General features: G+C 46.4%; 23 protein-coding genes. 12 read left to right on the plus strand and 11 right to left on the minus strand.

The window, feature by feature from the left end; all coding sequences use genetic code 11:
* Nucleotides 1-105 precede the first annotated feature (105 nt).
* The gene (locus tag ACM64D_RS13650) at nucleotides 106-531 is read left to right on the plus strand and encodes a response regulator (RefSeq protein ID WP_415063780.1); all 426 of its coding nucleotides are present in this window, start codon (nucleotides 106-108) and stop codon (nucleotides 529-531) included.
* 62 nt (nucleotides 532-593) lie between these two features.
* Here ACM64D_RS13650 and ACM64D_RS13655 read toward each other — a convergent pair whose 3' ends face one another.
* Nucleotides 594-1,166, minus strand: a complete 573-nt coding sequence (locus tag ACM64D_RS13655; protein WP_415063781.1) for a hypothetical protein — start codon at nucleotides 1,164-1,166, stop codon at nucleotides 594-596.
* A gap of 200 nt (nucleotides 1,167-1,366) precedes the next feature.
* Between ACM64D_RS13655 and ACM64D_RS13660 the strand changes: the two genes are divergently transcribed.
* Nucleotides 1,367-2,407: a hemolysin family protein gene (locus ACM64D_RS13660; protein ID WP_415063782.1), complete on the plus strand. Its 1,041-nt coding sequence runs from the start codon at nucleotides 1,367-1,369 to the stop codon at nucleotides 2,405-2,407.
* Here ACM64D_RS13660 and ACM64D_RS13665 read toward each other — a convergent pair.
* From ACM64D_RS13665 to mutM, 4 genes are all read right to left on the minus strand, one after another.
* Entirely contained in the window at nucleotides 2,404-3,648 is a 1,245-nt protein-coding gene (locus ACM64D_RS13665; protein WP_415063783.1) for a cyclic nucleotide-binding domain-containing protein, read from the minus strand. The two genes, ACM64D_RS13660 and ACM64D_RS13665, sit on opposite strands and share 4 nt — an antisense overlap.
* Before the next feature lie 135 nt (nucleotides 3,649-3,783).
* Nucleotides 3,784-6,237 carry an acyl-CoA dehydrogenase gene (locus ACM64D_RS13670; RefSeq protein WP_415063784.1) on the minus strand — a complete coding sequence of 818 codons (2,454 nt, stop codon included), beginning with the start codon at nucleotides 6,235-6,237 and terminating at the stop codon, nucleotides 3,784-3,786.
* A 202-nt stretch (nucleotides 6,238-6,439) separates the two neighbouring features.
* Nucleotides 6,440-6,646, minus strand: a complete 207-nt coding sequence (locus ACM64D_RS13675) for an acylneuraminate cytidylyltransferase (protein WP_415063785.1) — start codon at nucleotides 6,644-6,646, stop codon at nucleotides 6,440-6,442.
* Between the two features lie 172 nt (nucleotides 6,647-6,818).
* Nucleotides 6,819-7,631, minus strand: coding sequence for a bifunctional DNA-formamidopyrimidine glycosylase/DNA-(apurinic or apyrimidinic site) lyase (mutM, locus tag ACM64D_RS13680; RefSeq protein WP_415063786.1), 813 nt, complete (start codon nucleotides 7,629-7,631; stop codon nucleotides 6,819-6,821).
* A 200-nt stretch (nucleotides 7,632-7,831) separates the two neighbouring features.
* Between mutM and ACM64D_RS13685 the strand changes: the two genes are divergently transcribed.
* Nucleotides 7,832-8,626: an outer membrane protein OmpK gene (locus tag ACM64D_RS13685; protein WP_415063787.1), complete on the plus strand. Its 795-nt coding sequence runs from the start codon at nucleotides 7,832-7,834 to the stop codon at nucleotides 8,624-8,626.
* Nucleotides 8,627-8,740: 114 nt separating this feature from the next.
* Nucleotides 8,741-9,454, plus strand: coding sequence for a VC0807 family protein (locus ACM64D_RS13690; protein ID WP_415063788.1), 714 nt, complete (start codon nucleotides 8,741-8,743; stop codon nucleotides 9,452-9,454).
* On the opposite strand, the gene ACM64D_RS13695 is transcribed toward ACM64D_RS13690, so the two are convergent.
* Nucleotides 9,451-10,185 carry a hypothetical protein gene (locus ACM64D_RS13695; protein WP_415063789.1) on the minus strand — a complete coding sequence of 245 codons (735 nt, stop codon included), beginning with the start codon at nucleotides 10,183-10,185 and terminating at the stop codon, nucleotides 9,451-9,453. The two genes, ACM64D_RS13690 and ACM64D_RS13695, sit on opposite strands and share 4 nt — an antisense overlap.
* 122 nt (nucleotides 10,186-10,307) lie before the next feature.
* Here ACM64D_RS13695 and sohB point away from each other — a divergent pair, with 122 nt between their 5' ends.
* The 8 genes from sohB to tatA all read left to right on the plus strand — a co-directional run bounded on the left by sohB (nucleotide 10,308) and on the right by tatA (nucleotide 18,180).
* A complete protein-coding gene (sohB, locus tag ACM64D_RS13700; RefSeq protein WP_415063790.1) occupies nucleotides 10,308-11,330 on the plus strand; it encodes a protease SohB in 1,023 nt (340 codons plus the stop codon).
* Nucleotides 11,331-11,345: 15 nt separating this feature from the next.
* Nucleotides 11,346-12,311 carry an ABC transporter ATP-binding protein gene (locus ACM64D_RS13705; protein WP_415063791.1) on the plus strand — a complete coding sequence of 322 codons (966 nt, stop codon included), beginning with the start codon at nucleotides 11,346-11,348 and terminating at the stop codon, nucleotides 12,309-12,311.
* A gap of 17 nt (nucleotides 12,312-12,328) precedes the next feature.
* Nucleotides 12,329-13,315 (plus strand): ABC transporter ATP-binding protein, encoded by a 987-nt coding sequence (locus ACM64D_RS13710; protein WP_415063792.1) that lies wholly within the window; start codon nucleotides 12,329-12,331, stop codon nucleotides 13,313-13,315.
* A gap of 27 nt (nucleotides 13,316-13,342) precedes the next feature.
* On the plus strand, nucleotides 13,343-15,034 hold the full coding sequence (locus ACM64D_RS13715; protein WP_415063793.1) for a peptide ABC transporter substrate-binding protein: 1,692 nt from the start codon (nucleotides 13,343-13,345) through the stop codon (nucleotides 15,032-15,034).
* 27 nt (nucleotides 15,035-15,061) lie between these two features.
* On the plus strand, nucleotides 15,062-16,033 hold the full coding sequence (locus ACM64D_RS13720; RefSeq protein WP_415063794.1) for an ABC transporter permease: 972 nt from the start codon (nucleotides 15,062-15,064) through the stop codon (nucleotides 16,031-16,033).
* Nucleotides 16,034-16,044: 11 nt separating this feature from the next.
* Complete coding sequence (locus ACM64D_RS13725) at nucleotides 16,045-17,265, plus strand: ABC transporter permease (RefSeq protein ID WP_415063795.1); 1,221 nt, start codon at nucleotides 16,045-16,047, stop codon at nucleotides 17,263-17,265.
* 125 nt (nucleotides 17,266-17,390) lie between these two features.
* Entirely contained in the window at nucleotides 17,391-17,867 is a 477-nt protein-coding gene (locus tag ACM64D_RS13730) for a hypothetical protein (protein ID WP_415063796.1), read from the plus strand.
* A 73-nt stretch (nucleotides 17,868-17,940) separates the two neighbouring features.
* Nucleotides 17,941-18,180, plus strand: coding sequence for a twin-arginine translocase TatA/TatE family subunit (tatA, locus tag ACM64D_RS13735; protein WP_415063797.1), 240 nt, complete (start codon nucleotides 17,941-17,943; stop codon nucleotides 18,178-18,180).
* Nucleotides 18,181-18,548: 368 nt separating this feature from the next.
* Here the strand turns inward: tatA and ACM64D_RS13740 are convergent, their stop codons facing one another.
* From ACM64D_RS13740 to ACM64D_RS13760, 5 genes are all read right to left on the minus strand, one after another.
* Nucleotides 18,549-19,148, minus strand: coding sequence for a hypothetical protein (locus tag ACM64D_RS13740; RefSeq protein WP_415063798.1), 600 nt, complete (start codon nucleotides 19,146-19,148; stop codon nucleotides 18,549-18,551).
* Between the two features lie 290 nt (nucleotides 19,149-19,438).
* On the minus strand, nucleotides 19,439-19,885 hold the full coding sequence (locus ACM64D_RS13745; RefSeq protein ID WP_415063799.1) for a carboxypeptidase-like regulatory domain-containing protein: 447 nt from the start codon (nucleotides 19,883-19,885) through the stop codon (nucleotides 19,439-19,441).
* Nucleotides 19,886-20,354: 469 nt separating this feature from the next.
* Nucleotides 20,355-20,699 carry a hypothetical protein gene (locus ACM64D_RS13750; protein ID WP_415063800.1) on the minus strand — a complete coding sequence of 115 codons (345 nt, stop codon included), beginning with the start codon at nucleotides 20,697-20,699 and terminating at the stop codon, nucleotides 20,355-20,357.
* Nucleotides 20,700-21,148: 449 nt separating this feature from the next.
* A complete protein-coding gene (locus ACM64D_RS13755; protein ID WP_415063801.1) occupies nucleotides 21,149-21,931 on the minus strand; it encodes a glycerophosphodiester phosphodiesterase in 783 nt (260 codons plus the stop codon).
* Nucleotides 21,931-23,913, minus strand: a complete 1,983-nt coding sequence (locus tag ACM64D_RS13760; protein WP_415063802.1) for a hypothetical protein — start codon at nucleotides 23,911-23,913, stop codon at nucleotides 21,931-21,933. The genes ACM64D_RS13755 and ACM64D_RS13760 overlap by 1 nt, the downstream gene beginning before the upstream one ends.
* Between the last annotated feature and the right edge of the window lie 43 nt (nucleotides 23,914-23,956).

The raw sequence follows: 23,956 nt of genomic DNA on the forward strand, positions 1-23,956 counted from the left end.
CCAGCAGACCTTTTATTAAAATCCCTTCATCCTTGTTCTTTTAGAAGATTCTCCGATCTACTTCAGTTTCAATAAAGAGGTAGTTTTCAAAACAGGGAGAACCTCATGGTCATCGAAACCTCTTTAGAAAAGCAGCACACGCCACGGGTGCTGGTGATTGACGATAGCTTGGATTCAGTCAAACTGATGTCCCACATTTTAGATCACTACAAGTGCGACGTAACAATGGCCTTCGATGGGCAAGATGCCATTCCACTTCTTGTAAATCGGCAATTCGATTTAGTGGTATTGGATTGGCAAATGCCACAAATGGGAGGACGAGACACCTTGCTTTTGATGGATCGTCTTCTCACAGAGAGAAAGGTTCATAAGATTCGTCGCCCCATCCCGGTGGTTATTTACACCGGACACAGCGAAGAAGAGCTGGATCTTCCCTTGGTGCGCAACTTCACGTACATGGGCTTTATCAATAAGCGCCAAGCGTTCAGCTCTATGATGCGATCCTTTAATTATATTTTGCGTTCAATCTAAGGTGACTTAGGAACGTACGAGAGGGGCTTTCTGGCAGGATGTCGGAAGCCCCTCAGTCCATTTTAAGGACGAGCGCACTTGCCTTGATTTTGACAACGAAGCATCTCATAGCGGTAGTCCCGCATTTCTTTTAGGGTGTACTCAAGCTCTCGCTCAAATCCCAAAGCAACAGACCCTTTTTGAGCGACTGAAAAAAACTCGCTGACATATTTAAACTTATCCATGTCAAACGTCTGCTTTGTAGATGTTGAAGAAAACCGTAGCGTCTTGGCCGAACGAACTGCCTTCAGAAAACGTGCTCTTTGTTCTTTCGCCTTTTCCAAGCCCGCACGAACATCCTTCCAACATTTTACTTCGGCGATCTTAACGACCTTTTGCAGGTTATTATCGAAGATGACGACATCAAGCTCTCCGATCACGCGGGTTTCATCGCCATATGCAATCCCCAAAACAACATCGTACTGAGGAGCGGGGTATTCACGCTGCATATCTAAGCGGGCCACTTCCTCGCAAATGGAACCTGAGTCCTCATAACTGCGAGGGATGTCTTTCAAAGCTTCGAAATCCTGCTCCCAAGCGGCATAGACCGTGGACGAAGACACCAAAAACAAAAACAATACAGAAAGCAACTTCATCACAAACTCCCCCATCGCGAAGTCCTCTTTTGCCGAGAAGGCTCGGCAAAGGCAATCAGATTGTCCTTCAAGACTCTTTTCGCGCCGCGTCTTTCCGATGGCGGCAAGGCTCTGCTATAAATTCTCGTTATGGACCCTGACCCCTATCCGCGATTCTTAAAATTCTTTTCTCTTTTAAATAAACAACCTGGAGCATTGCTTTGACGGAACTTATCGTCGTCCTTGTCTGTCTTTTCTTTAATATGCTCTTATCGGGCTCTGAGATGGCCTTTGTCACCGTCAACAGACAACAGCTCAAAAGACTGGCTCCCACCAATCGCAAAGCGCGGCTTTTACTGCGCCTGAAAGAAAATCCCGAAAGAACTTTGTCGGTCATTCAAATTGGTATCACCTTGGTGGGCGCAGTGGCCGCCGCCGTGGGAGGAGCGGGAGCCGAAGAGACCTTTAGTCCTTTTTTGATGGAAAAATTCAAAATCACAGAACAGACAGCCGAGGCCTTGGCTATCGCCATGGTCGTCCTGCCGATTTCTTACTTGAATGTGGTTATTGGCGAGCTAGTTCCAAAAACCATTGCCCTGCGCAGTCCCCTGACCTTGGCGCTGTGGTCGGCCCAAGGACTTAATATTGCGGAAAAAATTCTTTCTCCCGCGGTCACCGTCCTAGAGCAGTCCACCAATCTAATCTTAAACATCTCTCGCCTTGGCTCCAAAAAGGATTCTTCCCCTCATCCGCACGATATCACCATCGAAGATCTTCCCCTTCAAACCAAACAGTACGTGGTCAACCTTGTCAGTGCGGATAAAAAAGTAGCCCGAGAAATCATGCTGCCCTGGAAAGATGTCATTCACATTCGTAAGGCAGATAACATTGAAGATGTCGAAACCATCATTATGAATTCTCGACACACTCGCCTTCCCGTTTTAGACGGCGACGATGTCGTGGGACTGATTAACACCAAAGAGTTTTTAGCGGCACGAAGATATGAAGAAACAGAATGGCAAAACCTGATACGCCCCATTCTTAAATTCAAAGCCTTCGAGCCCCTTTTTAAAATCCTTCTCAAGATGCAAGAACATAAATCCCATATGGCGGTGATTTACGACCAGCAAAAATTCGTAGGCCTTGTCACTATGGAAGATATTTTTGAAGAGATTATCGGTGATGTTTTTGATGAAGACGACGATGGACTTATTAAAAAGATCTTAGCCTCGAAATCGCGTCGCCGCCCTCGAGCCACCTAGGCGGCTCTTTCTTGAACGACGCTGCGAACATGCTGTAAAAACTCTGGGTACTTTTGGCAAACCTTTTCAAAGGACGCTTTCTTTAGCACATGAAGATCACAAAACTGAGTCGTTTGAGCGGCCGCGATGCGCTGTCCTCCACGCAAAAGAGCCATTTCTCCAAAGAAAGAACCCTCTTTGATGTGAGCAATAAGGTGACCGTCATTGGCCAGAATATCGACCGACCCTTTATAGATGAAATACATCGCATCCCCGTCATCCCCGATACGAAACACTTTTTCTCCAGGGACACAAACGCGAACCTCGAGCTCATTCATCAAATCCTCAACCAGATCATGAGAGGCTCCCTTTAAAAAGGGCACCTGTTCCAAGACGGGCTTATTAATATGAAAAAACAACTCTGATTGAATCTTCTTAGGAAGATCCTCCAGAGCCGAGTGATCACGATATCCTTTTTTGTGTTGCCACATATAGTGATAATAGGAGCGCACCTTGCTGCGAGTATCCATCGGAATCCGATGTGTGCGCATGAAACTCTCGACCTTATCCAGATTATCCATGTGATGCTCTCGGGCCGCATCTCTTCTTGCCATAAGACTGGCCATATTACTCAGAATAAAACCAAACACCCCCACGCCCGTCACCTGCACTCCGCAAGTAAAAAGCATTTGTGGAATCGTCTTGGCCGAAATATCTCCGTACCCCACTGTCGTAAGCGTTGTAAAGGCCCAGTACAAAGCTTTCACATACTCAAAGACCTTGTCTGGATCGGGCCCGGCGGTTCCGCTGCCCAGATAAATCCACGCGCAAGCAATCATATGCAACAACAGCGGAATCATCACGAAGATTGGAACCAGGCGATATGTGATGGGCTGCAAATGGCCAAAATTATCCAAAATGCCCTTGATATGGCGAACATGGCGAGCGGCCAACAGATTAAACAATAACAAGCCACTCACCGTGGTCTTAAGAAATACAAAAGCCACCAAAGATAGCGGCAAAAGACAAATCAGGTCGCAAATCAATCCCACACTTATCCACGAGTTGAGCTGACGAACATTTTTTTCTGGTTTGCTGAAGTGAAGATAGACATTGATGCCCGCGACGGCAGAAATAAGCAAATCAAATACAACTTCCATGTGTGGATCAGGAATATACCCAATAAGTCGCAACGGGATCCAAAAGCCCACTAAAAATGCGCCCGCCACTGAAAGGATCTTCAAGATTTGCGTTTTCCCCATACTCTGCTTTTCGGAAATTCCGAATACGAATCGGAGTCTTGAATTCAAAAGAAAAACCCCAAACCTTTGTCGGGTTTGGGGTTTTAAAGCTCAAGTCCCTTTAAAAAGAGAGGGCCCTGAAGAGCCCTCTGCAAATTAAATAACTTTATTGGCGTGGTATTGCTCTTCAGAGAAGTCATCCACAAGAATGGCATCGTAACGGATGGCATCGGCTTCTTGGATAAGTTTCAACTCATCTGCAGTGATGATGTTCTTCTGACGAGCCTCATCCAGCAACAAGTGAACTTTCTTCTTAGGAAGGGCCCCTTCACGAATGGCTTTCTTCACTTTTTTCTCTGCTGCTTCTGCCTTATTCACAAGAGAGAACGCATACTCCAGACGACCGATCGCTTCATTACGATCTGTCGGCAGATAGATTCCATCAGAAAGACGTTCACGGATTCCGCCCTCTTTCAACATCGCCGCCGCAATCCCATGAGACCAACCGTCAGAGGCTTGCGATCCCACAGAGTTGATACGCGACCAAGCACCAATCCAGCCTTTAAAGAACCAGCGAAGACCCGGAATTTTCAAGTTATCAAAGATACCATCAAAACCTTTTTGGATTTCCGCCATACAGCGCTTCAAGTTGTAATGTGCGAACGCCAAATCCTCTTCACGACGGCCTTCAGCCTCGAAACGACGAAGCAGAGCTGTCGCAATGTACATATTCGCTAAGATATCAGCAAATCGACCTGTGATCTTTTGTTTGGCTTTCAATTGACCACCCAAAACACCCATCGCCACGTCAGACAGCAACGCAAAAGTCGCTGAAGACCAAGACAAACGACGAACATAAACTTTCATCTCAGGATGAACATTAGGAGTGGACGCCAAGAAACCACGTGAGCAAGAAAGAAGAACCGCACGGCAAGTATTTCTCACCACGTGACCGATGTGACCCCAGAATGCTCTGTCAAAACCTTTCACGTCACCCGCTTCAGCAGTTTTCACTTCTGTGTAAGCAAAGGGATGGGCTCGCAAAGCACCTTGACCAAAGATCATCAAAGTTCGAGTCAAGATGTTGGCCCCTTCCACAGTGATACCGATCGGTGTGGCAATGTAGATTTCAGCAAGAACGTTGCGAGGTCCCATTGAAATACCCGCACCGCCCATAATATCCATCGCATCATTGATGATGTGACGGCCCATTTCCGTTGCATAGTATTTTTGCATCGCTGTGATAACACCGGGTTTGATCCCTTTATCAATCGCACCAAGGCAATAACGTCTCATCGCTTCAAGCTGATAAGCTCCCGCCCCAATACGCGCCAAAGGTTCTTCAACCCCTTCAAAGCGACCAATCGACATACCGAATTGACGACGAACCAACGCATGAGCCGACACCACGCGAGACGCAAGCTTCGCCCCACCAGTGGCTTGTGCTGGCAAGCTGATACCACGACCTGCCGCCAAACACTCCATCAACATCAACCAACCCTTACCGGCATTGGCCACACCACCGATGATCGCGTCTTCCGCGTTCACGATAACGTCTTTACCTTGAGTTGGGCAGTTGTAGAAAGGGATTCCCAAAGGATCATGACGACGTCCCAAAACAACACCCGGAGTGTTTGCAGGGATCAAGGCCGCCGTAATACCAACATCCTCACCTTTACCCAAAAGATTTTCCGGGTCACGAAGACGGAAAGCCAAACCGATCGTTGTAGAGATCGCAGCCAAGGTGATCCAACGTTTATTCCAGTTCAATTTGATCTGAAGTTTTCCATCCGGTCCTTTGAACAAGACACCTGTGGAAATAATAGAACCCGCATCAGAACCGGCAGTGGGCTCGGTCAAACCGAAACAAGGAATCTCATCCCCTGTTGCCAAACGAGGAAGATAGCGTTTCTTTTGTTCATCAGTTCCATAGTGAGCCAACAATTCAGCAGGTCCCAAAGAGTTTGGAACCATCACGGTGATCGCCGCAGACAAGGAACGAGAAGACAACTTCATGATCACTTCTGAGTGCGCTAACGCTGAGAAGCCCAATCCGCCGTATTCTTTGGGAATGATCATGCCCAAAAACTTTTCTTTTTTAATGATGTCCCAGGCTTCTTTAGGAAGTTCTTTTTCCTTTTGAATCTTCCAATGATCCAAAGCCGCACACAGTCTGTTTACGGGACCATCCATGAAGGCCTGCTCTTCTGCAGTCAAAGAAGGGTAATCTTCCTTCAAAAGATTTTCAAAATTAGGAGCGCCTGAGAAAAGATCTTTTTCAACCCACACGGCCCCCGCATCCAAAGCCGCTTTCTCTGTATCAGAGATCTTAGGCAAAAACTGCATCTTCTTCATGAAAGCCAAGAGACCCGAAGTCACCAAAGCCGCACGCAAAGGAGTGATAAGGAAGATAACAGCGATGACTGCATAAACTGTCAGCAGCCAAACCGGCGCGCCAAATCCGATAAGGACCGCGCCTAGGGCGATCGCCCAAACAAGAAGAGGGCTGCTAAAGAAGCCCACAAACAACAGAAGAACCACAGAGGCCAATACCCATAGGCCCGTGTAGCTCTCCAAAAACATTCCATAGAATGAGTTGATAGAATCCACGATGAATCTCCTTTTATTGAATTACCTCAATAATTAGACTCTGTAATATGAGCATGTGCAAGCGATTCAGGCCCGATATCTATATATAGACCGAATATGAGAGGGGGGTTTTATGAAAGTTCTGAGAATGCTTCGGAACTAAAAACAAAAGCCCTCTTCCGAGGGCTTTTGTCACAACTTAAGTAGTAAGTCTTAAGACTAATTACTTAGTTTCGCCAGCAGGAGCTGCTTCGGTAGCTGCAGGAGCTGCCTCAGTAGCTGCAGGTTGACCTTCAGCAGGAGCTGCTTCTGTAGCTGCAGGAGCTGCTTCAGTAGTAGCAGGTGCTTGCTCAGCAGGTTGGTTCTTAGAGCAAGTGAAACCAGTTGTGAAAGAAAGAGCTAGCAAAGACGCGATAACGATTGCTTTCATGTTGTTGTCCCTTCATTTATTAAATTAAGCCTTCCCATTTCCCTTGTTTTCCGAAACACGCTTTAACCTGCATTCCGTTGACAACTTCATGAGTCCGCATTTTTGTTTTTAAAACTCGACTAAGGACCAAATTACAAAAACCACGGCCTGTTAGCAAACGAAATCTTCAAAATTATTTTTGGCAACGCGAACACCAGAAGGTATTCCGACCACCGAGAATTTTTGCCCTGACCTGTTGCCCACAGGTCACACACGGTTCGCCGCCTCTCCCATAAACCCGAAAAGTTGTCTGAAAATATCCGCTCTCCCCAGTGGCCTGAGCAAAGTCGCTAATCGAAGAACCACCTTGCTCGATAGATCGAGATAAAATTTTTTTAATCTCGCCCACCAAGACCTCGGCACGTTCTTTAGATAGACGCTGGGATTCCAATGTGGGCTTTATTCCCGCCGCAAACAAAGCCTCACTCGCGTATATGTTTCCAACTCCCACGACAATCTTCTGATCCATCAAAGCCACCTTCAGGGCCACCGTCTTTCCGCGCAAACTCTCCCATAAGACCTCCCCCGTAAAGTCTGCATTTAGAGGTTCCGGGCCCAATTCCGCCAACTTAGGATGCTTCTGGGGATCTTTCACATAATCAAAACAACCAAAACGCCGAGGATCCCGGTAGGCCAAACGAAGCCCACCGCCAAAATGAAGATAGATATGATCATGAGCGCGCTCATCCCCCTTGGGGGCCACTCGCCAGGTCCCGGTCATCCCTAAATGTGAAAGCAAGGCCCCTTTTTTGGTCCACAGCAGAAGATATTTCGCCCGCCTTTCGACAGAAAGAAGCTTTTCTCCGATCAATGTGCTTATTTTTTTAGCAGGAATGGGCTCCCGCAGATCTGCCCTCATTAATTCAACCTTCTTTAAGACCGGCTGATCTTTGAGTATTTCTTCAAGCCCTCTTCGGACCACTTCAACCTCGGGAAGCTCTGGCATAAGGCACCTCTTCATGACGGCAAATTCCAAAACATTGTATCACAGTCCCCCCTCCCCCATCTTATTTAATGCGCCGTTTACGAGCGAAGCTGCGCATTCGTTATTCAAAGAAATCCTTCTTTTTGATTGTCACAGACTCATAATTTCTTAATTATTCGCATTAATTCATTCAGCAACTGATGCCTACTCTGGAGACCTGCATGCCTAGAAAACTTCTTCCCCTGCTTCTTTTATCGCTGACCCTTCTTACCAGCAGCCTCGGGCACGCGACAGATTTTAAATGGTTCCAATTCAACCTTATGAAAAGCGTCGACAACAAGATCCCTTTCGGAAATCAACAAGACACCTACTTTGAAATGGAGTTTGGGGGACGTTCCGGAGCCATAGATCTGTATGGATATCTGGATGTTTTTGACGTTTTTGATACCTCAGACAGCGACCGCCATCTTGGCGACAATTTCTTTTTCAAGTTCGCCCCGCGGGTTTCCCTGAATACTCTCGCCGACGCAGACCTCAGCGTGGGAGCGGTCAAAGAATGGTATCTCGCCATGCTCTTTAATGGCGGCGACAGATCCCTCCAAGAACAATATATCGGAATTGGTTCTGACATTGAGGTTCCCTGGCTTGGCAAGTTAGGTGCTAATCTGATGGCTCGTTATGTCCGTGAAAACTATGGTGCCGCCAACGAAAGAACCTGGGACGGCTATATTCTTTCCACCAACTGGTTCAAACCTTTTTACTTCTTTGCAGACACCCGCTTTATCACCTATCAGGGATATCTCGATTATAAATTTGCGGCCAACAAGATCGCGGATTCCACCGATCGCTCCGACAGCTCTTTGGAGTGGTTTAACGGATTGTACTGGCACTCCCCTCGCTACGCCGTCGGTTACGGCCTTAAATACTATAAAGATATGGCGCTCTTGAAAGACGGTGGCTTCGCGGGAGAAACCTCCGGCGTGGGGCACTACTTTGCGCTCACCTATAAATTCTAATTTACGTTTGAGACAGCAAAACTCCACTTGCCTTTTCAGGACAGGGAGACAAGGATGCTAACCGTGCGCGCAAAATTCTGAATCCAAGAGCGCGCAGAAACGGGATTTGAATCAATGTCAAAACAAGAAGTGCCGCCAAAAGAAAACGGATTATTAAATCTCGTCTTCAATATCGTTTTGCCAGTTCTCATTTTAAACAAACTGAGTAAATTTATCGGTCCGCCTGCGGCCCTTGTTCTCGCCTTGGCGTTTCCTTTGGGTTATGGGATCTATGATCTTGTTAAACGAAAGAAAGTGAATGCCTTTTCTGCCTTAGGACTTCTGAACGTCCTTTTCACCGGGGGGCTTGCCCTTTTGGGACTGCATGGCTTTTGGTTTGCGGTCAAAGAAGCAGCTTTTCCAACATTAGTAGGACTTTTTGTTCTTGGATCCGCCTTCACGCGGCGCCCGTTTATTGAAACTCTTTTTTTAAATCCTGCGATCATGAAAGTCGAACTGCTAGAACAGCGTTTACAGGAGCATGGAAAACAAAAAGAGTTTCATGCGCACATGAAAAGCGCGACAGTGTGGCTCTCGCTCTCTTTCGCGTTTAGTGCCGTATGTAATTTTATTTTAGCACGCAGAATCTTCATCAACATCGACCCCGCCTTGTCGTCAGAGGCGCAATCCGTGATTCTCAATGAACAGATCGCTCAAATGACGACCTGGTCTATGGCCGTCATTATGGTTCCCTCTATTCTCTTTTTATTGGGAATTTTCTGGTACCTCATGCGAGGCATCAAACAACACGCAGGTCTTTCAACAGAAGAACTGCTTCGAGAAAATTAAAAATCCCCACCCTCTTCTCCAAACGGTGGCGGAGGCGGTGGTGGCGGCGGGAAATCGCCCCCTCCAAAGTCATCCCCAAACGGGGGTGGCGGTGGTGGTGGTGCGACATCACCGTAATCATCAGGCATATTGGGCGCTGGAACATATCCCCCGTCCCCTCCGAAATCATCAAAGGTGGGCGGCGGTGGAAAAGAAGATCCCCCAGGGGAAATAGCGCCGCCGCCTCCAAAAGAACTTCTCCCTGAAGTGGACGGCATTTTTCCGTACTTTGGCGAGGCTCCATAAAGAGCTCTTTTACGATATTCGTAACGTGGACGCAATTCATCAAGACCCAGTTCTTGAGCCTCACTTGGAAGTTGTAGATTCTCACGAACTATAAGCTGCTGCTTTGCCTTCTCCTGTTCGTAGGCACGGCGCTCCTTTTCACGCTTTTCATCATAGTCTTTCTTAGCAAGCGCATCAGCTTTTGCTTCAGGACCGTCTTCGTCCATCACAATTTGTTTTTTATTCTTTTTGTACTCTTCGAGACTGCGATTCTTAAGGCTTTCCCACTGCTCCTCTTCTTCAAGATAAGCGCGCTCTCCCTTGACTCGAGCCTCTTCAAAACGATCTAAGTTTTTATGATGCTGAGCAAAACCAGACAGACGTTCTTTTTCAGAAGTTTGCGCCCACCCGAGGCAGCTCGAGAGGCAAAGTGCAGCAATAAGAGGCAAATGACGTGACAAAAACATTCTGAAAATCAGTCTATCAGGGCTCCTTCTTTTTTTTGAGCAAACAAAAAAGATGCTCGACCTTTGGCTAATTCCTGAATACCTTAAATCCCTGGTGTGCAATAGAGTTCGAAGGAGTATTCATGGACGCTTTACAAAGCATCGGGGTTTTTGCAGCACAGACTTTTCTTATCCTCTTTGCCATCCTGGCGGTGATTATTGTCATTGCCATCATCGCCTCCAAAGCGTCAGGCCATAAGGACGAGATCCAAGTTGAGTTGATCCACAAGAAATACAAGAACTTCCGCAATCTTCTTAAATCTCAAACTCTGTCAAAGACAGAGCGCAAAGAGATGAAGAAAAAACTGAAAGAAGAGCGAAAAGCCCACGAAACACAAACGCGAGATCATGAAAAGAAAATCTTCCTGATCGACTTTAACGGCGACATCAAGGCCTCCGCAGTTGAAAATCTTCGCGAAGAGGTCACCGCCGTTTTGACCTTGGCGACCCCTCAAGATGAGGTTGTTGTCCGCGTTGAAAGTCCCGGCGGCGTGGTCCATGGCTATGGTCTGGCCGCCTCTCAACTTCTTCGTATCCGCGACAAAGAAATCCCCCTCACCGTCTGCGTTGATAAAGTCGCAGCCAGTGGTGGTTATCTAATGTCTTGCACGGCTCATAAGATTCTCTGTGCTCCCTTTGCTATTGTCGGGTCAATTGGTGTGGTCGCACAAGTTCCCAATCTTCACCGCGTCTTGAAACGATATGATGTCGACTACAAAGAATACACGGCGGGAGAGTTCAAGCGCACCGTCAGCCTTCTTGGAGAAATCACCGAAAAAGGTGAAGAAAAATTTAAAGAACAACTTGAGGATACTCACGTACTCTTTAAGAGTTTCGTTCATAAATTCCGCCCTCAACTGAACCTTTCTGAAGTGGCGACCGGCGAATATTGGTACGGAGAACAAGCCCTTACCAAGGGGCTTGTCGATGAAATTCGCACCAGCGACGATTACCTTTTAGGACTTTCAGAAAAGCATCAAATTGTTAAAGTAACTTATGAACATCATGAGAGTCTTAGCCAGAAACTCACGGGAATTATTGGAAAAGCTTTTCACAAAGGAAGCCTTTCTATTCTTGAAGAACTAGAAACACGGCGTTTTCTTTAAAGAAGGACTTGCGAAGTGCAGACACCAGTACTTGAAGTAAAAAACCTTGAAACCACGTTCCTTACCAACGCGGGGCCTGTTCGCGCCGTAAACAACGTCAGTTACAAAATTGACCGCGGCCAAACTTTAGGAATCGTAGGCGAATCCGGCTGCGGGAAATCCGTGACCTCATACTCTTTAATGAGACTTATTGAAAAGCCCGGTAAAATCTCTGGTGGCCAAGTGCTTTTGAACGGTCGCGACCTCCTGCAACTTTCCGAGAGCTCCATGGAGGAAGTTCGTGGTGGCGAAATGGCCATGATTTTTCAAGAACCCATGACCGCTCTGAACCCTGTTCTGACCATCGGCTATCAGATGGACGAACAAATTATGAAACACAAAAAGTGCTCTCCCAAAGAATCTCGGGAGCGTGCCATTGAAATGTTGCGTTTGGTGGGCATTCCTTCCCCTGAGCAGCGCTACGAGTCCTACCCTCACCAGCTTTCTGGCGGGATGAGACAGAGAGCCATGATCGCGATGGCTCTTTCTTGCGACCCGACGTTTTTGATTGCGGATGAGCCAACCACCGCCCTGGACGTCACCATCCAGGCGCAGATTTTGGAACTCATTCAGAATCTACAAGAAAAATTCAATATGACCGTCCAATTCATCACCCATGATCTTGGTGTGATCTCGGAAATCTCAGATCGCGTGATGGTCATGTATGGCGGGCAAACCTGTGAACAGGCCGACACCCAAGAATTGTTTTTAAACCCTCGTCACCCCTACACGGCGGCCTTGATTGCGTCGCGGCCCAAGTTTGGAGAGCGAGTTCAGCGCCTCACGACCATCGAAGGCAGCGTCCCCGCTCCGTTTGAACTTCCGAAAGGTTGTCCTTTTGTGAACAGATGCTCGCGCGTAAAAAGCGAGTGCGCGGGAATCAAGCCTCCTCTTGTTGAAATCAAACCAGGCCACACCGTGGCTTGCTTCAATCCTCTTTAGTGTCAGGAAAAAGACTCATGAGTGAAATTATTCTTGAAGCAAAAAACATTAAAAAACACTTTCCCATTCGCAAAGGCCTTCTGCTTCGCGAAGTCGCCAGCGTCAAAGCCGTGGACGATGTCTCTTTGGTGGTTCGCAAAGGGGAAACTTTAGGTCTTGTCGGCGAATCCGGGTGTGGCAAATCCACTTTGGGCAGAACCTTGATCCGCCTTTACGAACCCACCGGGGGTGAGATCACTTTTGATGGTCAGGATTTTTTAAACCTCAAAGGTGAAGATCTTCGTAAAAAACGCAAAAACATGCAGATGATCTTTCAAGATCCTTATGCCTCTTTAGATCCTCGCATGACCGTCGGCCAGATCATCCGCCAACCTATGGATATCCATGACGTGGGGACCGCCGCAGAAAGAACACAACGTGTTTTAGAACTTATTGAGCTGGTGGGACTTCGTAAAGCCCACGTCAACCGCTATCCCCATGAGTTTTCCGGGGGCCAACGCCAGCGTATCAGCATTGCCCGCGCTATTGCCCTCAACCCTGAACTCATTATTTGTGACGAACCCGTCAGTGCTCTGGATGTTTCCATCCAAGCGCAAATTCTGAACCTTCTGAAGGATCTGCAGGAAAAGCTGAGCCTCACTTATGTGTTTATCTCCCACGATCTTTCCGTGATTGAACACACCTGTGACCGTATTGCGGTGATGTATCTGGGTAAAATCGTTGAGATCGCGTCTCGCGACGACCTCTTCAAAAACCCTCAGCACCCTTACACGCAGGCCCTGATCGGCGCGATTCCTCGCGTGGGTCATGGCAAGAAGAAAATGAAGAAATCTTTAAGCGGCGAAGTGCCCAGTCCGATCAACCCGCCTTCGGGATGTTCGTTCCACCCTCGCTGCCCTTATAAAATGGACATCTGCGCTTCGCAAACTCCGATTTTGGAGGGCACAGCTTCTCACCAGAAATCGTGCTGGCTGCAGACAACACCCAAGATGGCGAACGATTGATTTGAATATTAATAACAAGGAGTATGTATGTTGAATAAATTATCGAAGGGGCTCTTGCTAGTTACAAGCTTAAGCTTTGCGACGCCAGCGTTGGCAGCTCCGAGCAATGCGGAACTTAAGATTGGTATTTCGCAAGAATTCGAAACCATGAATCCTTTGATCATGACCATGTCGGCATCGGCTTATATGTATCGTATGATCGGCCGCTCTTTGGTGGTTCTAACTCCTGAAGGAAAATGGGTCGCACAACTGGCTAAAGAAATCCCTTCTTTAGAAAAAGGCACTGCAAAAATCATCGAAGAAGGCGGCAAAAAGAAGATCTCTGCCACTTGGGAAATTGTTGAAAATGCAAAATGGGGCGACGGCAAACCCGTGATTTGCCAAGATTTCATCACATCTCACAAGATCGCTACCAGCCCCACTGTCAGCGTTGGCGAAAAAGAACAATGGACTCAAGTAGAAAAAATTGAAATCGACGCAAAGAATCCCAAAAAATGTACTTTCAAATATGAGAAAGCAAAATGGGATTTTTATCAATTAGCGCAGTTCTTCCCTGTTCCGACACATTTGGAGCAAGCGGTCTTTGATAAATACTCAAAGCAAAAAGAGGGCTACGAAAAGAACTCAAACTATGTTCGTAATCCCACCAACCCCGGTCTTTACAACGGTCCTTATGTGATCTCGGAAGTGAAGTTGGGTTCTCATGTGGCGTTCACGCCAAACCCACACTTTTATGGAAAACAACCGAACATTAAAAAGATCATTGTTAAGTTGATTCCAAATACGGGAACATTAGAGGCCAATCTTCGTTCTGGCACTATCGATATGATCTCTGTGTTAGGTCTTGATTTTGACCAAGCCTTGGCTTTTGAGAAAAAGACCAAAGCTGAAAACTTACCTTATGTCGTCCACTTTGTGCCATCCGTGACGTACGAACATATTGACCTTAAGCTCAACAACCCGATCTTAAAGGACGTGCGTGTTCGCAAAGCGCTTCTTTACTCCATCAATCGTGAAGACCTTGTGAAAGCACTTTTTGAAAACAAACAACAAGTCGCTATCCACAATGTGTCTCCGAAGGATCCTTGGTACACAGCAGACCCTAAGATCGTCACTTTGTATCGCTACTCCAAGCGCGAAGCCGGAAAACTTTTGGATGAGGCTGGTTGGAAAATGGGAGCCGATGGCTATCGCTCCAAAGATGGCAAAAAGCTTTCTTTGATCTTCCAAACAACGGCCGGCAATAAGACTCGCGAACTGGTTCAAGTTTACTTGCAAAACCAATGGAAACAGGCGGGCATTGAAGTTCTTGTGAAAAACGAACCTGCGCGCGTGTTCTTTGGGGATACGATGTCTAAGCGTAAGTTTGAAGGTTTGGCTTTGTTCGCGTGGGTTTCTTCCCCTGAAAACAGCCCTCGTTCTACGGTTTATTCAAAAGCAATTCCGAATTCATCTAATGGCTGGTCAGGACAAAACTTCCACGGCTGGAGCAATCCTGCGGTAGATAAAGATCTTGAAGCTTTGGATCTTGAATTCAACGCGGCTAAACGCGCAGATCTTGTACACAATATTTTGAAGGCTTACACGGCGGAAGTCCCCGTCTTGCCTCTTTTCTATCGCTCTGACATCTCGGTAACTCCGAAGAATTTGAAGAACTACAAGATGGCAGGCCACCAGTTCTACGAAACTAACAACGTAGAAGACTGGAATTTGAACTAACTTATACGCTGTTGTGGAGGAACCATCATGACCGCATTTATTACTCGCCGTATTTTACAAACACTCGCAGTGATAGTCGTCCTATCCTATGTGTTCTATTATCTGATGAGTTTAATGCCCGGCGATCCTGTGGATATGATGGTGGCCTCCAACCCGAAAATCACGGCCGAAGACGTGGCTCGTTTGAAGTCTCTTTATGGACTGGATCAACCCACCTATAAAAGATATCTCAACTGGGTCGCATCCATGTCACAAGGTGATTTGGGTTACAGCCGCACCTATCGAGTGCCGGTGCAAGAACTTATGGGCCCGCGCCTTTGGAACACCTTTCTTCTGTCTTTTATTTCGCTCACTCTTTCAATCGCCATCGCCGTTCCGCTGGGAGTGATCTCGGCCCTCCGGCCGGGAAGTCGAACGGATTATTTTATGAATCTGTTCTCTTTTGCCGGAATCTCTATTCCCTCTTTTTGGTTGGCGATCGTTTTAATTATTCTTTTTGCCGTGAAGTTCCCCCTTCTTCCTGCGGGAGGAACTCAAACTATTGGCGGAGAACCTCTGGGTTTTTGGGCGGACCTCATGGATCGTTCCTTCTACTTAGTCCTTCCCGTTCTGAGCCTCTCGATCCAGCAAATTGGTCGCTTTTCGCGTTTCACACGATCTGCGATGCTCGAGGCTATGCGCAATGACTTTATCCGCACCGCTCGCGCCAAGGGTCTTTCACGCAGAGTCGTGATCTGGCAACATGGCTTTCGTAATGCTTTAATTCCTCTTATCACTATTTTGGCTCTTAGCTTTTCGGGACTTTTCTCTGGCGCAATTTTAACAGAGACCGTTTTTGCCTACCAAGGAGTCGGAAAACTAGTTTATGACTCTATCATCGGAAACGACTACAACGTCGCCATGATTTCACTTGTGATTTCGGTGAGTATGGTTTTGTTGATGAATCTGGTGGCCGATATTCTTTATGGATTTGCGGACCCGCGAATTTCTTACCAATAAGGCGATGATGTATGAACTCTAACGAAGTAGCTATGGACGAAATCCAGATTGATACAAATTCATTATCCGCCAAAGATCGCGCAGAGCTTGAAAAAGCTCAACCGATGTGGAAGATGGTTCTCACTCAATTCCTTGACCACAAATTAGCGGTCGTAGGTGCGGTGATCATCCATCTCTTTCTTTTGATCTCGATCTTCGCTGGCCAGATTCGCTCTATCACGGGACTTGATCCCGATGCGCAAAACGTCGCCAATCGTTATCTATCCCCCATGACCACGGCTCAAGTCGGTCAAGATGTTCGCGAAACAGAGGTGGAACGATATATCAACGCCTTCCCCGAGAGTGCGGATAAAATTCAAAAAGCCCTTCTTGAAAAGGGTTTGGTTCAAGTGGCCGAAGCAGATGCTATTTATGATTTAGCCTCTCGCGATGTTAAAGAGGCGATCTCTTCTTTACAGTCTTTGAATCTTCCCGAGGCCTCTGATTTGATTTCAACGTTTAAAAACTTTGAGACCTTCCACTTATTTGGAACAGATGAACTGGGTCGCGATGTTTTCATTCGTCTCGTCTATGGAACTCGCGTTTCTATGGGTGTTGGAGTTCTCGTCGCCATTGCTTCGGCCTTGATTGGTCTTCTGATCGGAAGTTTAGCCGGCTTTTACGGTGGTTTGATTGACACCGTCTTAATGCGTGTCACAGATGCCCTTTTGTCTTTACCGACCATCCCCGTGTTGATCGTCATGGCAGCCATTGACCTTACCAAACTTCCTTGGCTTAAAGCGATCGTCAGCACATCCAATGAGAGCATCTTTAAGATGGTGATCATCCTCTGTTTATTTTCTTGGATGACCGTCGCTCGCCTGGTCCGTGGAAGCATTTTATCCATTCGCGAAAGAGAATTCGTGTTGGCCGCCCGCACGTTGGGAGCTAAAGACAGCACGATCATCGTACGCCATATGTTCCCGAACGTGATCGCTCCCATGCTAGTTTCAATCACTTTGGGCGTTGGGGAATCTATTTTGTTTGAAGCAGCCCTCAGCTTCTTAGGACTTGGAATCATGCCCCCGACTCCCAGTTGGGGAAATATGTTGAACAACGCTCAAGAGCTGATCTATCAAGCCCCCTTCTTAGCGATTTTACCTGGAATCTTGATCCTTCTCACAACCATCAGCTTCAACTACTTAGGCGATGGTCTTCAAGATGCGATTGACCCTAAGGCAATTCGTCGGTAGCTCACCGCCGACAATTGCCTGTTCATCCCTGTAAAAAACTCCCACCCCCTCCACCCAAGGGGCCCTCTCCTTTGATCCTGGACGGCACGGATCTTGTTATAAAGGGGATCGAACGGGGTTTATTTATGAAAACAATCTTGTCCTTTTTCGCTACTATTTTGTTTACTGCTAACGCCTTTACTCAGACGTCGGCGGAACTCACTTGTCGAGCTCAGGCCAAAGAGATCGCCGTACAGACTTATTCGACATGCATTACAGAGGCGCGCAATAACCAGGTTGAGGAAATCCGAAAAAACTATCAAAAGGAACTTTCCGACCTAAAAACCAAATATGATAAAGAACTCAAAAAAATGGGTGGCGGAAAAAAGGCTAAAACTACAGCCCCTACGGTTAGAGAGGTGCAAGCCCCTCGTCCTGTGAAAGGGATCGCGAAAGAGCTTCCAGGGAAAAGCCCTGTGTCAGCCGAAGCCGCTCCTATCCAGTCGGTCTCTTCAGGCACCAAGGTCGTTGTCGCCGTGGATTCAAATGAAGCCTCTCATCAACTTGAAAAAGAGGCTGCTGACGCAGATCAGGTCGAAATTATCGACATGCCCACCGAATAAACCCCGTCTTTCCGTTGATTTTCCTCCCAGACAGGTCTAAAAAGTGTAGACTTAAAAAAACTGGGAGGAACCCATGGGTGAGTTTAGCCTTACGCACATTTTGCTTCTTGGAATCATTGCTTTGATCTTTTTCGGTCCAAGCCGTTTGCCACAGTTAGGACAAGGACTAGGAAAAGCCATCCGTGGCTTCAAACAAGGTCTTAATGAAATCGATGTCGACTCTAAAGACATCCACGATCACCAACAGGTGAGCCACCAACAACAACAGAACTCCACACAAACTCAAAAACAAAACGAGAACCAACGTTCTTAGTTTTTCGTTCTCACCGAACGCTTTGAGATTTCAGAGGAAGACTGACCATCGCCGCACAGTCGATGGTCTTTTTTTATTGATGTCTTTGTGAACATTGAGAAGAAATTGGCTTCCCATTTTTTCACTTGAATAAGTATCCCTTCAAAAGATCAACTTCATCGCTCACAGAATCAACAACTAATTGACTGAAGTTTCCTTTTCGAAACATCAGAAATGTCGACACAAGAGTCACACGTTACAAATCTAGTGAGTAACCACCCGATCCTGAGCAAGCATAGCTTCCAGATCTATTGTCACGCATTCCGCCTACTGAGTAATTTCCTTTTGGTAGACCACCATTACCCTGAGGACCGATCGCGACATAGTTCCTATGGATTATTAGATACGAATGTTTTGAAAGCACTACTATTTTCAAACTCCTTTAAGCATTGTTGAATGAGAAACGCAGGACCTTTTTCGTTAAATTCTTTAAATGGCCTTAGACCGTAAACAAGCGCTCCGACATTGCCCCATCTCTCACCAACGATAGTCTCCTTGTGAGAGAAAACTTTTTTATTATTACGATCATAAGCGCTGAGAATGACATCTATCGTTTCTCTCGTAGTCATCGGTACAATAAAACATCCCCCCATATAGCAATTACCTGAGTCTCTCTCCTTTAAAATTTGCATATCCACTCTGGACGACGTGAGCATCTCTTTGGGTGCTGGCTCGATGACAGGATTTATAAAGAGATCATATTCACGAACCGCCTGAATCTCTCGATCCAGCTCATCTTCTGAAAGTGGAATCTCTTCAAATCTTCTATAGGACGGATTATATTGAAGTTTCGACAGCGTAACCAGAGTGGGAGAGGATATACGGGCCCGAGACTTGGATGCAGGAGCGCCCAGATCTCTGGAAATTTTGAAAGATGCGCAACCAATCAGAAGAAGTGGAGCGACTACACAAAAAAACTTAGTTATCATTCTTAATGTCCCCACCTTTTGGTGTATTCAACTCAGCCACCACCCGACGGTAGGCATCCCGTAATCAAAAAAGTGGTGAAAAACAGGCAAGTAAAATAAAACTCCTTCTTCCTAATGTACACAAAAGCCTCCATGACCACTGTATACAGGAGTAAATTTTCCGCCGAAGCACCTGTACGCTCTTTCATCTGCGTCATTCTCCAAGAACGAGCGGCATTCAGAAAGAAGTGCCGTAAAGATTGCTACCCAAGAAAGACTCCCAATACCTCCCCAAAAAATATCAGTGCGCCCTATGGCTCGATTATAGCATTACGAATTAACTTTTGATCTACACAACGACCATCGCCCTTCCCGTAAGGGAGAGATGAAGAGTCAACCTCCCGCAATCCTGTCTTACGGAAAATTAGATATGAATTACCCAGATCCGAATAAAAGCCTAACACTTTCGAGTAATTGCCATCAGAGTCAGTAACAGTAAAGTCTGATTCGAATCCATAATGTGTAACAAACAAAACTGACACCCCACCAATTGGATTACCATTAACATCAACAACTCGCCCTTGTAACGTGAACAACACTCTACACTCATCATTTACAGCTGGGCAGCCAGTCAAGGCTAACGCAAAAATCAAAATTGCAATTCTAATAATAGTCTGCACAAGTGATACCTGGCCTTTCCTTATAACTAGGTAAAAACTTATCCCCAAAGTATTGACAAGCTCGGCGGTCAGCATCACTTTCAAATTCCACAAACCAAGCGACCTTTCTTTTCCTCCGACGTACTATTTAACGACCTAAAATAGTTCGGGATTTACATAAGAACCTTTAAACAAAAAGCTGTTAAATACGGTCTTATTTCTTATGCAATTAAGCCGTCGAGGTTGAGACGTTAGTAACACTTGCGTACAAAATATTTTGGATAAAATGGTTGGTGATATACCCTCAAGGTCATATGGAGGACGGGTTCAGCCGGACCCTTCTCCCGGATTCAGACCGGGATGGCTATAAAGAGACTCTTAGTGCCCAACTTGAAAGACGTTATCTATCTTCCTTCGTTGACTATACATGCAGGAATAAGTTCATTCTGTTTTTCTCAATAAAGCCAATATTCTTCTTCGCATCGTCTAAATTTACATCAACCTTCGCAGCATATTATTTTGCAAAGACACGTGCGCATTCTATTGCTTTATCTGATAGAGCGTCTGATTAAAGTGACCAAAGCTTGTACCAACTAAATCCAATCGAAACGATGATCAATAGCAAAAACACTTTATTCTTATAAATTCCTCGCCAGAACAATGAACCAACAATTCCGTAAACTATCATGTTTGCACCAACAGATAGAAGCCACATCTTTAAGGAATCAGAGGCGCTTGCTTCCGCAGCGCCCATCATAAATATTGAGCTGGGCCAAAAAAGCAGCTGCAGCTTAAGAAGAAACGCAAAATGATGATCTCCCGTAAAAAATCGATCCACCAACTGCCAATACAGAGAAAACAAAATAGGTATCCCGATCCCAACTCCTGAAAAAATCGTCACAAATCTCATCATAATCCTGAGTCCCTAATGCGAATTCAACTGGTTAAAGAATATCCTAGGGAGTATAGCTTGTGGAGCATTAAAGCCTCCTGCTCCCAAATACATTATTGTTTTAATATGAGATAAAAATATTATCTGTTTTTTTTAACGAAGTGGTTTTCAACTTCCTTCATCGGAGTGACGAAAGTTCCAGAGCATCTAGAAAGAGCCTGTATCTTCTTATCACCAAGTACAATAAGTACAGACTGTTTTCTTAGACTGTCGAAGGCACAATTTGGAGGGAGGGAAGGATTTTGATGGCCAAAGTGAGGCCTTCGCGGGGCCTGGATGGCCCCCTGCCGGAGCGACAGCGGAGGTAGGAGCGATGAGGCAGGATGCCGTGCCGAACGCAGCGCCAGCAAAGTCCTTCCCTCCCTCCAAATCCTCGTGCCATCACCAGACTAGGAGATCAGTTCGTTTTTTCAATCCACAAGTGTATCCGTAATAATACTGAAGGCCCCCGCCTGCAAATAGGCCTCGGCGATCTCTTTTTCATTCACCGTCCACAAAGCGACCGGAATTTTCCGTTTCTTCCAGCGCTGTAAATCTTGAACGCTGACATCGTGATAATCCAAATGAAGAGCATGAATACGTACGTACGGAGCCAACCAAAGACGGCGTAGATAGATGTGATTTCCCGGTTCCTTTTCTTGACTGGCCAACAAAGCCCGCGGGACCTCTGGTAAGTATCGACTGAGTCTCCACAAAGACAAGGGATTAAAACTTGAAAAAAGAATGCGCCCCTCGGCCTTATGGTGCTTAATAAGTTCAGTCACTTTTCGCTCTAGATTTCCATCCACAAGCGAAGAGGTCTTCAGTTCGATATTAAGTTTTGCTGGAACTTGCGAAGACAATAAAACAGCCTCAAGAGTCGGTGCTTGAGCCCATTGAAAAAGTTCTGCGGCCGTGCACTCGTGAACTTCCTTAGCACTTCCCGCTAAACGTTTTAAATCTGCATCGTGAAAAACAACAGGAATCTGATCTCGAGAAAGACGAACGTCCATCTCAACCATCTCAAGTCCTCTTCGTTTGGCGGCGACAAAAGAGGTCAGAGTATTTTCTTGCGCGCCCTCTTTCCAGTAACCACGATGCCCTTGATAAGATGGAGGTCGCACCGCCCCTTCTGGCCAAGGATGTGAGCGCCAAGTGAAATGGCGAATCACCAGAAGCCCTAATAGAATTCCAATCAGAGCTAGAAAAATCATTACTTCCTCATTTGTTTGTTCGCCGAGGTCTCTTCTTCAAAAGTGGGGTTCTCACGACTGCCTTCGATCACCCATTTTTTATGGGTTTTCCCTTCACGAATCAGGACGGCCCCACGAAGACTGCCAACTTGATTCCACGAACCCTCCGTCACTAGACGTCCACTTTTCCCGATCTGTCCTTGCACGTTCTTCCACGACAATAATTGAAGACTCTTTGAGCGGAACTCCCCTGTAAGGCTGCTCATGCTCAAAGTCCCCGAATTCCACCAGCTTGGCATAGTGACTTTTCGTAAAACCTCTGCGCCCGGAGACTCGGGGCCAACTTTTAAAGACTTCACCTGGGTGTTGAGAATGACGTCTCCTTGAGACCAATCCATCGTCGCTTTGGTTTTTGAAAATTCCAGTCCCTCAACCTTCATACCCTCAATACGAGTCAGCCCTTTAAGGTAACTCATTTGGCCCTCTTTTAAGCGCATATCCAGATCGAAGCTGATAAGGCCAAGATCTCCCCCATTGGTCATCAACTTTTGCACGGGCAAAGCCAACGAAACCTCATCCACACGGGTCTTCGCTTCAACTTCGCGGAAATCCTTATCCGCTTTCATTTTCACGTTGCCAATAAATACGCCGCCACGAGGCTCCACTCGATGAATTTGGAAGTTCCAGATATTCTCCTCCAGAGTAATATCCCCCACCATATTCTCGATCACCTGCAGCTCTTGTTGACCTTTATTTGAGAAAACGAATTCTAACCCGGCATGCTCCCCGGTCATTTTAATTTTTCGATCCGAGACGATCTCCGCTCGTCCCGAGAAAACACCCAGTTCCCCGAGGACGCCGGTGCGCTTGGGACGATTTAATAAAACCAGAAGTTTTGCAACATCCAGCTTCTTCACATCGACAACAATCGGAGCATACTGCAAAGGCTCGATAGATTTGATATCGATACGATCTACTTTCATTTCCCCGAGGTCGCCCTCAAGACGAAGATCTCGAACTTCCAAAGGAGACGTACGAAGCTGATCAACCGGTGCCACAAGACGGGCTTTGGAAGACATCCACACTTGCCGTCCATTGAGTTCCTTAGAGGCTAGATTATATTTTTGCAGCACCGTCAAAATCTGGCTTAAAGGAATGTGTTTCAAATCAGTTTCTACGGCCAAAAGTTGTTCGGCCAGAGTGTAGTTAGCAATAATACTGTAATGGCCTTCTCGCCAGTTTCCAAAAAAGTGAGACTGTATCGTCGCCTCGGGGGATTCTTTATACTGAATATACAAGTTGGCGTGAGAAAGATAATCACCGACTTGCTCGTCTCTCATCAAGTGACTTTTGGCTGTAATTTCAATGACCTTAGGTTCAAACGACTTAACCTTGGCGGCAAAATTCAAAAGCTCTGAGGAATACTGTGGGTATTTTAAGGCGGATATCTGAAGCTTCTGTATGGAAAGTCCCTGTACGTCGTTGCGATATTTTTGGGATTGTTCAGATGGAGACAAAGTCACCAGCGGAGGCGGTGTCGCAGAATCCGTCGTCGTCTGTTTCACAACATCAGGATGATCGCAGTTTTTAAATTCTTCACGAAAAAGAATCTTCACATTGTCAGCTTCAATAGTTTTGACCGGCGCTCCACCTCGCAAAATACTCCACAAAGAAAGAGGCAAACGCAACTCATCAACTTCCAATACCGGAGATGCCCAGCAAGTTTGCGAGGACTCCATCTCGACTTGCGATATCACGACCGCAAAACGCGGCAAGATGCCGTTGCTGAGACTCACCTGAGCAGACGCAAACTTTACTTTAACATCTTTGTGAATATGGCTGGCGGCTTTAGTCAGTTGCGCCGTCACTCGCGCGGGCGACAAAATGGATTTGGTGGTGTAACCAATAAAAAAAGCCAAAATAAAACCCGAAAGAAGAATCGTCATTCCGGGTTGTTCTGCAATGAGATGTTTATCTGATAAAGAGTGTCTGCGCGAGTCCATGGTTTATTCTCACAGGTAGAACCATGGACCGACAATGTCTTTT

Source organism: Bdellovibrio sp. (genome assembly GCF_047637665.1).
In the GTDB taxonomy this organism is placed as follows: Bacteria; Bdellovibrionota; Bdellovibrionia; order Bdellovibrionales; family Bdellovibrionaceae; genus Bdellovibrio.

Bases quoted from the DNA above. Each gene is read 5' to 3' on its own strand.
- ACM64D_RS13650 (WP_415063780.1), top strand. From the start codon at position 106: ATGGTCATCGAAACCTCTTTAGAAAAGCAGCACACGCCACGGGTGCTG.
- ACM64D_RS13655 (WP_415063781.1), bottom strand. From the start codon at position 1,166: ATGAAGTTGCTTTCTGTATTGTTTTTGTTTTTGGTGTCTTCGTCCACG.
- ACM64D_RS13665 (WP_415063783.1), bottom strand. From the start codon at position 3,648: ATGGGGAAAACGCAAATCTTGAAGATCCTTTCAGTGGCGGGCGCATTT.
- ACM64D_RS13675 (WP_415063785.1), bottom strand. From the start codon at position 6,646: ATGAAAGCAATCGTTATCGCGTCTTTGCTAGCTCTTTCTTTCACAACT.
- mutM (WP_415063786.1), bottom strand. From the start codon at position 7,631: ATGCCAGAGCTTCCCGAGGTTGAAGTGGTCCGAAGAGGGCTTGAAGAA.
- ACM64D_RS13685 (WP_415063787.1), top strand. From the start codon at position 7,832: ATGCCTAGAAAACTTCTTCCCCTGCTTCTTTTATCGCTGACCCTTCTT.
- ACM64D_RS13690 (WP_415063788.1), top strand. From the start codon at position 8,741: ATGTCAAAACAAGAAGTGCCGCCAAAAGAAAACGGATTATTAAATCTC.
- ACM64D_RS13695 (WP_415063789.1), bottom strand. From the start codon at position 10,185: ATGTTTTTGTCACGTCATTTGCCTCTTATTGCTGCACTTTGCCTCTCG.
- sohB (WP_415063790.1), top strand. From the start codon at position 10,308: ATGGACGCTTTACAAAGCATCGGGGTTTTTGCAGCACAGACTTTTCTT.
- ACM64D_RS13710 (WP_415063792.1), top strand. From the start codon at position 12,329: ATGAGTGAAATTATTCTTGAAGCAAAAAACATTAAAAAACACTTTCCC.
- ACM64D_RS13715 (WP_415063793.1), top strand. From the start codon at position 13,343: ATGTTGAATAAATTATCGAAGGGGCTCTTGCTAGTTACAAGCTTAAGC.
- ACM64D_RS13720 (WP_415063794.1), top strand. From the start codon at position 15,062: ATGACCGCATTTATTACTCGCCGTATTTTACAAACACTCGCAGTGATA.
- ACM64D_RS13725 (WP_415063795.1), top strand. From the start codon at position 16,045: ATGAACTCTAACGAAGTAGCTATGGACGAAATCCAGATTGATACAAAT.
- ACM64D_RS13730 (WP_415063796.1), top strand. From the start codon at position 17,391: ATGAAAACAATCTTGTCCTTTTTCGCTACTATTTTGTTTACTGCTAAC.
- tatA (WP_415063797.1), top strand. From the start codon at position 17,941: ATGGGTGAGTTTAGCCTTACGCACATTTTGCTTCTTGGAATCATTGCT.
- ACM64D_RS13740 (WP_415063798.1), bottom strand. From the start codon at position 19,148: ATGATAACTAAGTTTTTTTGTGTAGTCGCTCCACTTCTTCTGATTGGT.
- ACM64D_RS13750 (WP_415063800.1), bottom strand. From the start codon at position 20,699: ATGATGAGATTTGTGACGATTTTTTCAGGAGTTGGGATCGGGATACCT.
- ACM64D_RS13755 (WP_415063801.1), bottom strand. From the start codon at position 21,931: ATGATTTTTCTAGCTCTGATTGGAATTCTATTAGGGCTTCTGGTGATT.
- ACM64D_RS13760 (WP_415063802.1), bottom strand. From the start codon at position 23,913: ATGGACTCGCGCAGACACTCTTTATCAGATAAACATCTCATTGCAGAA.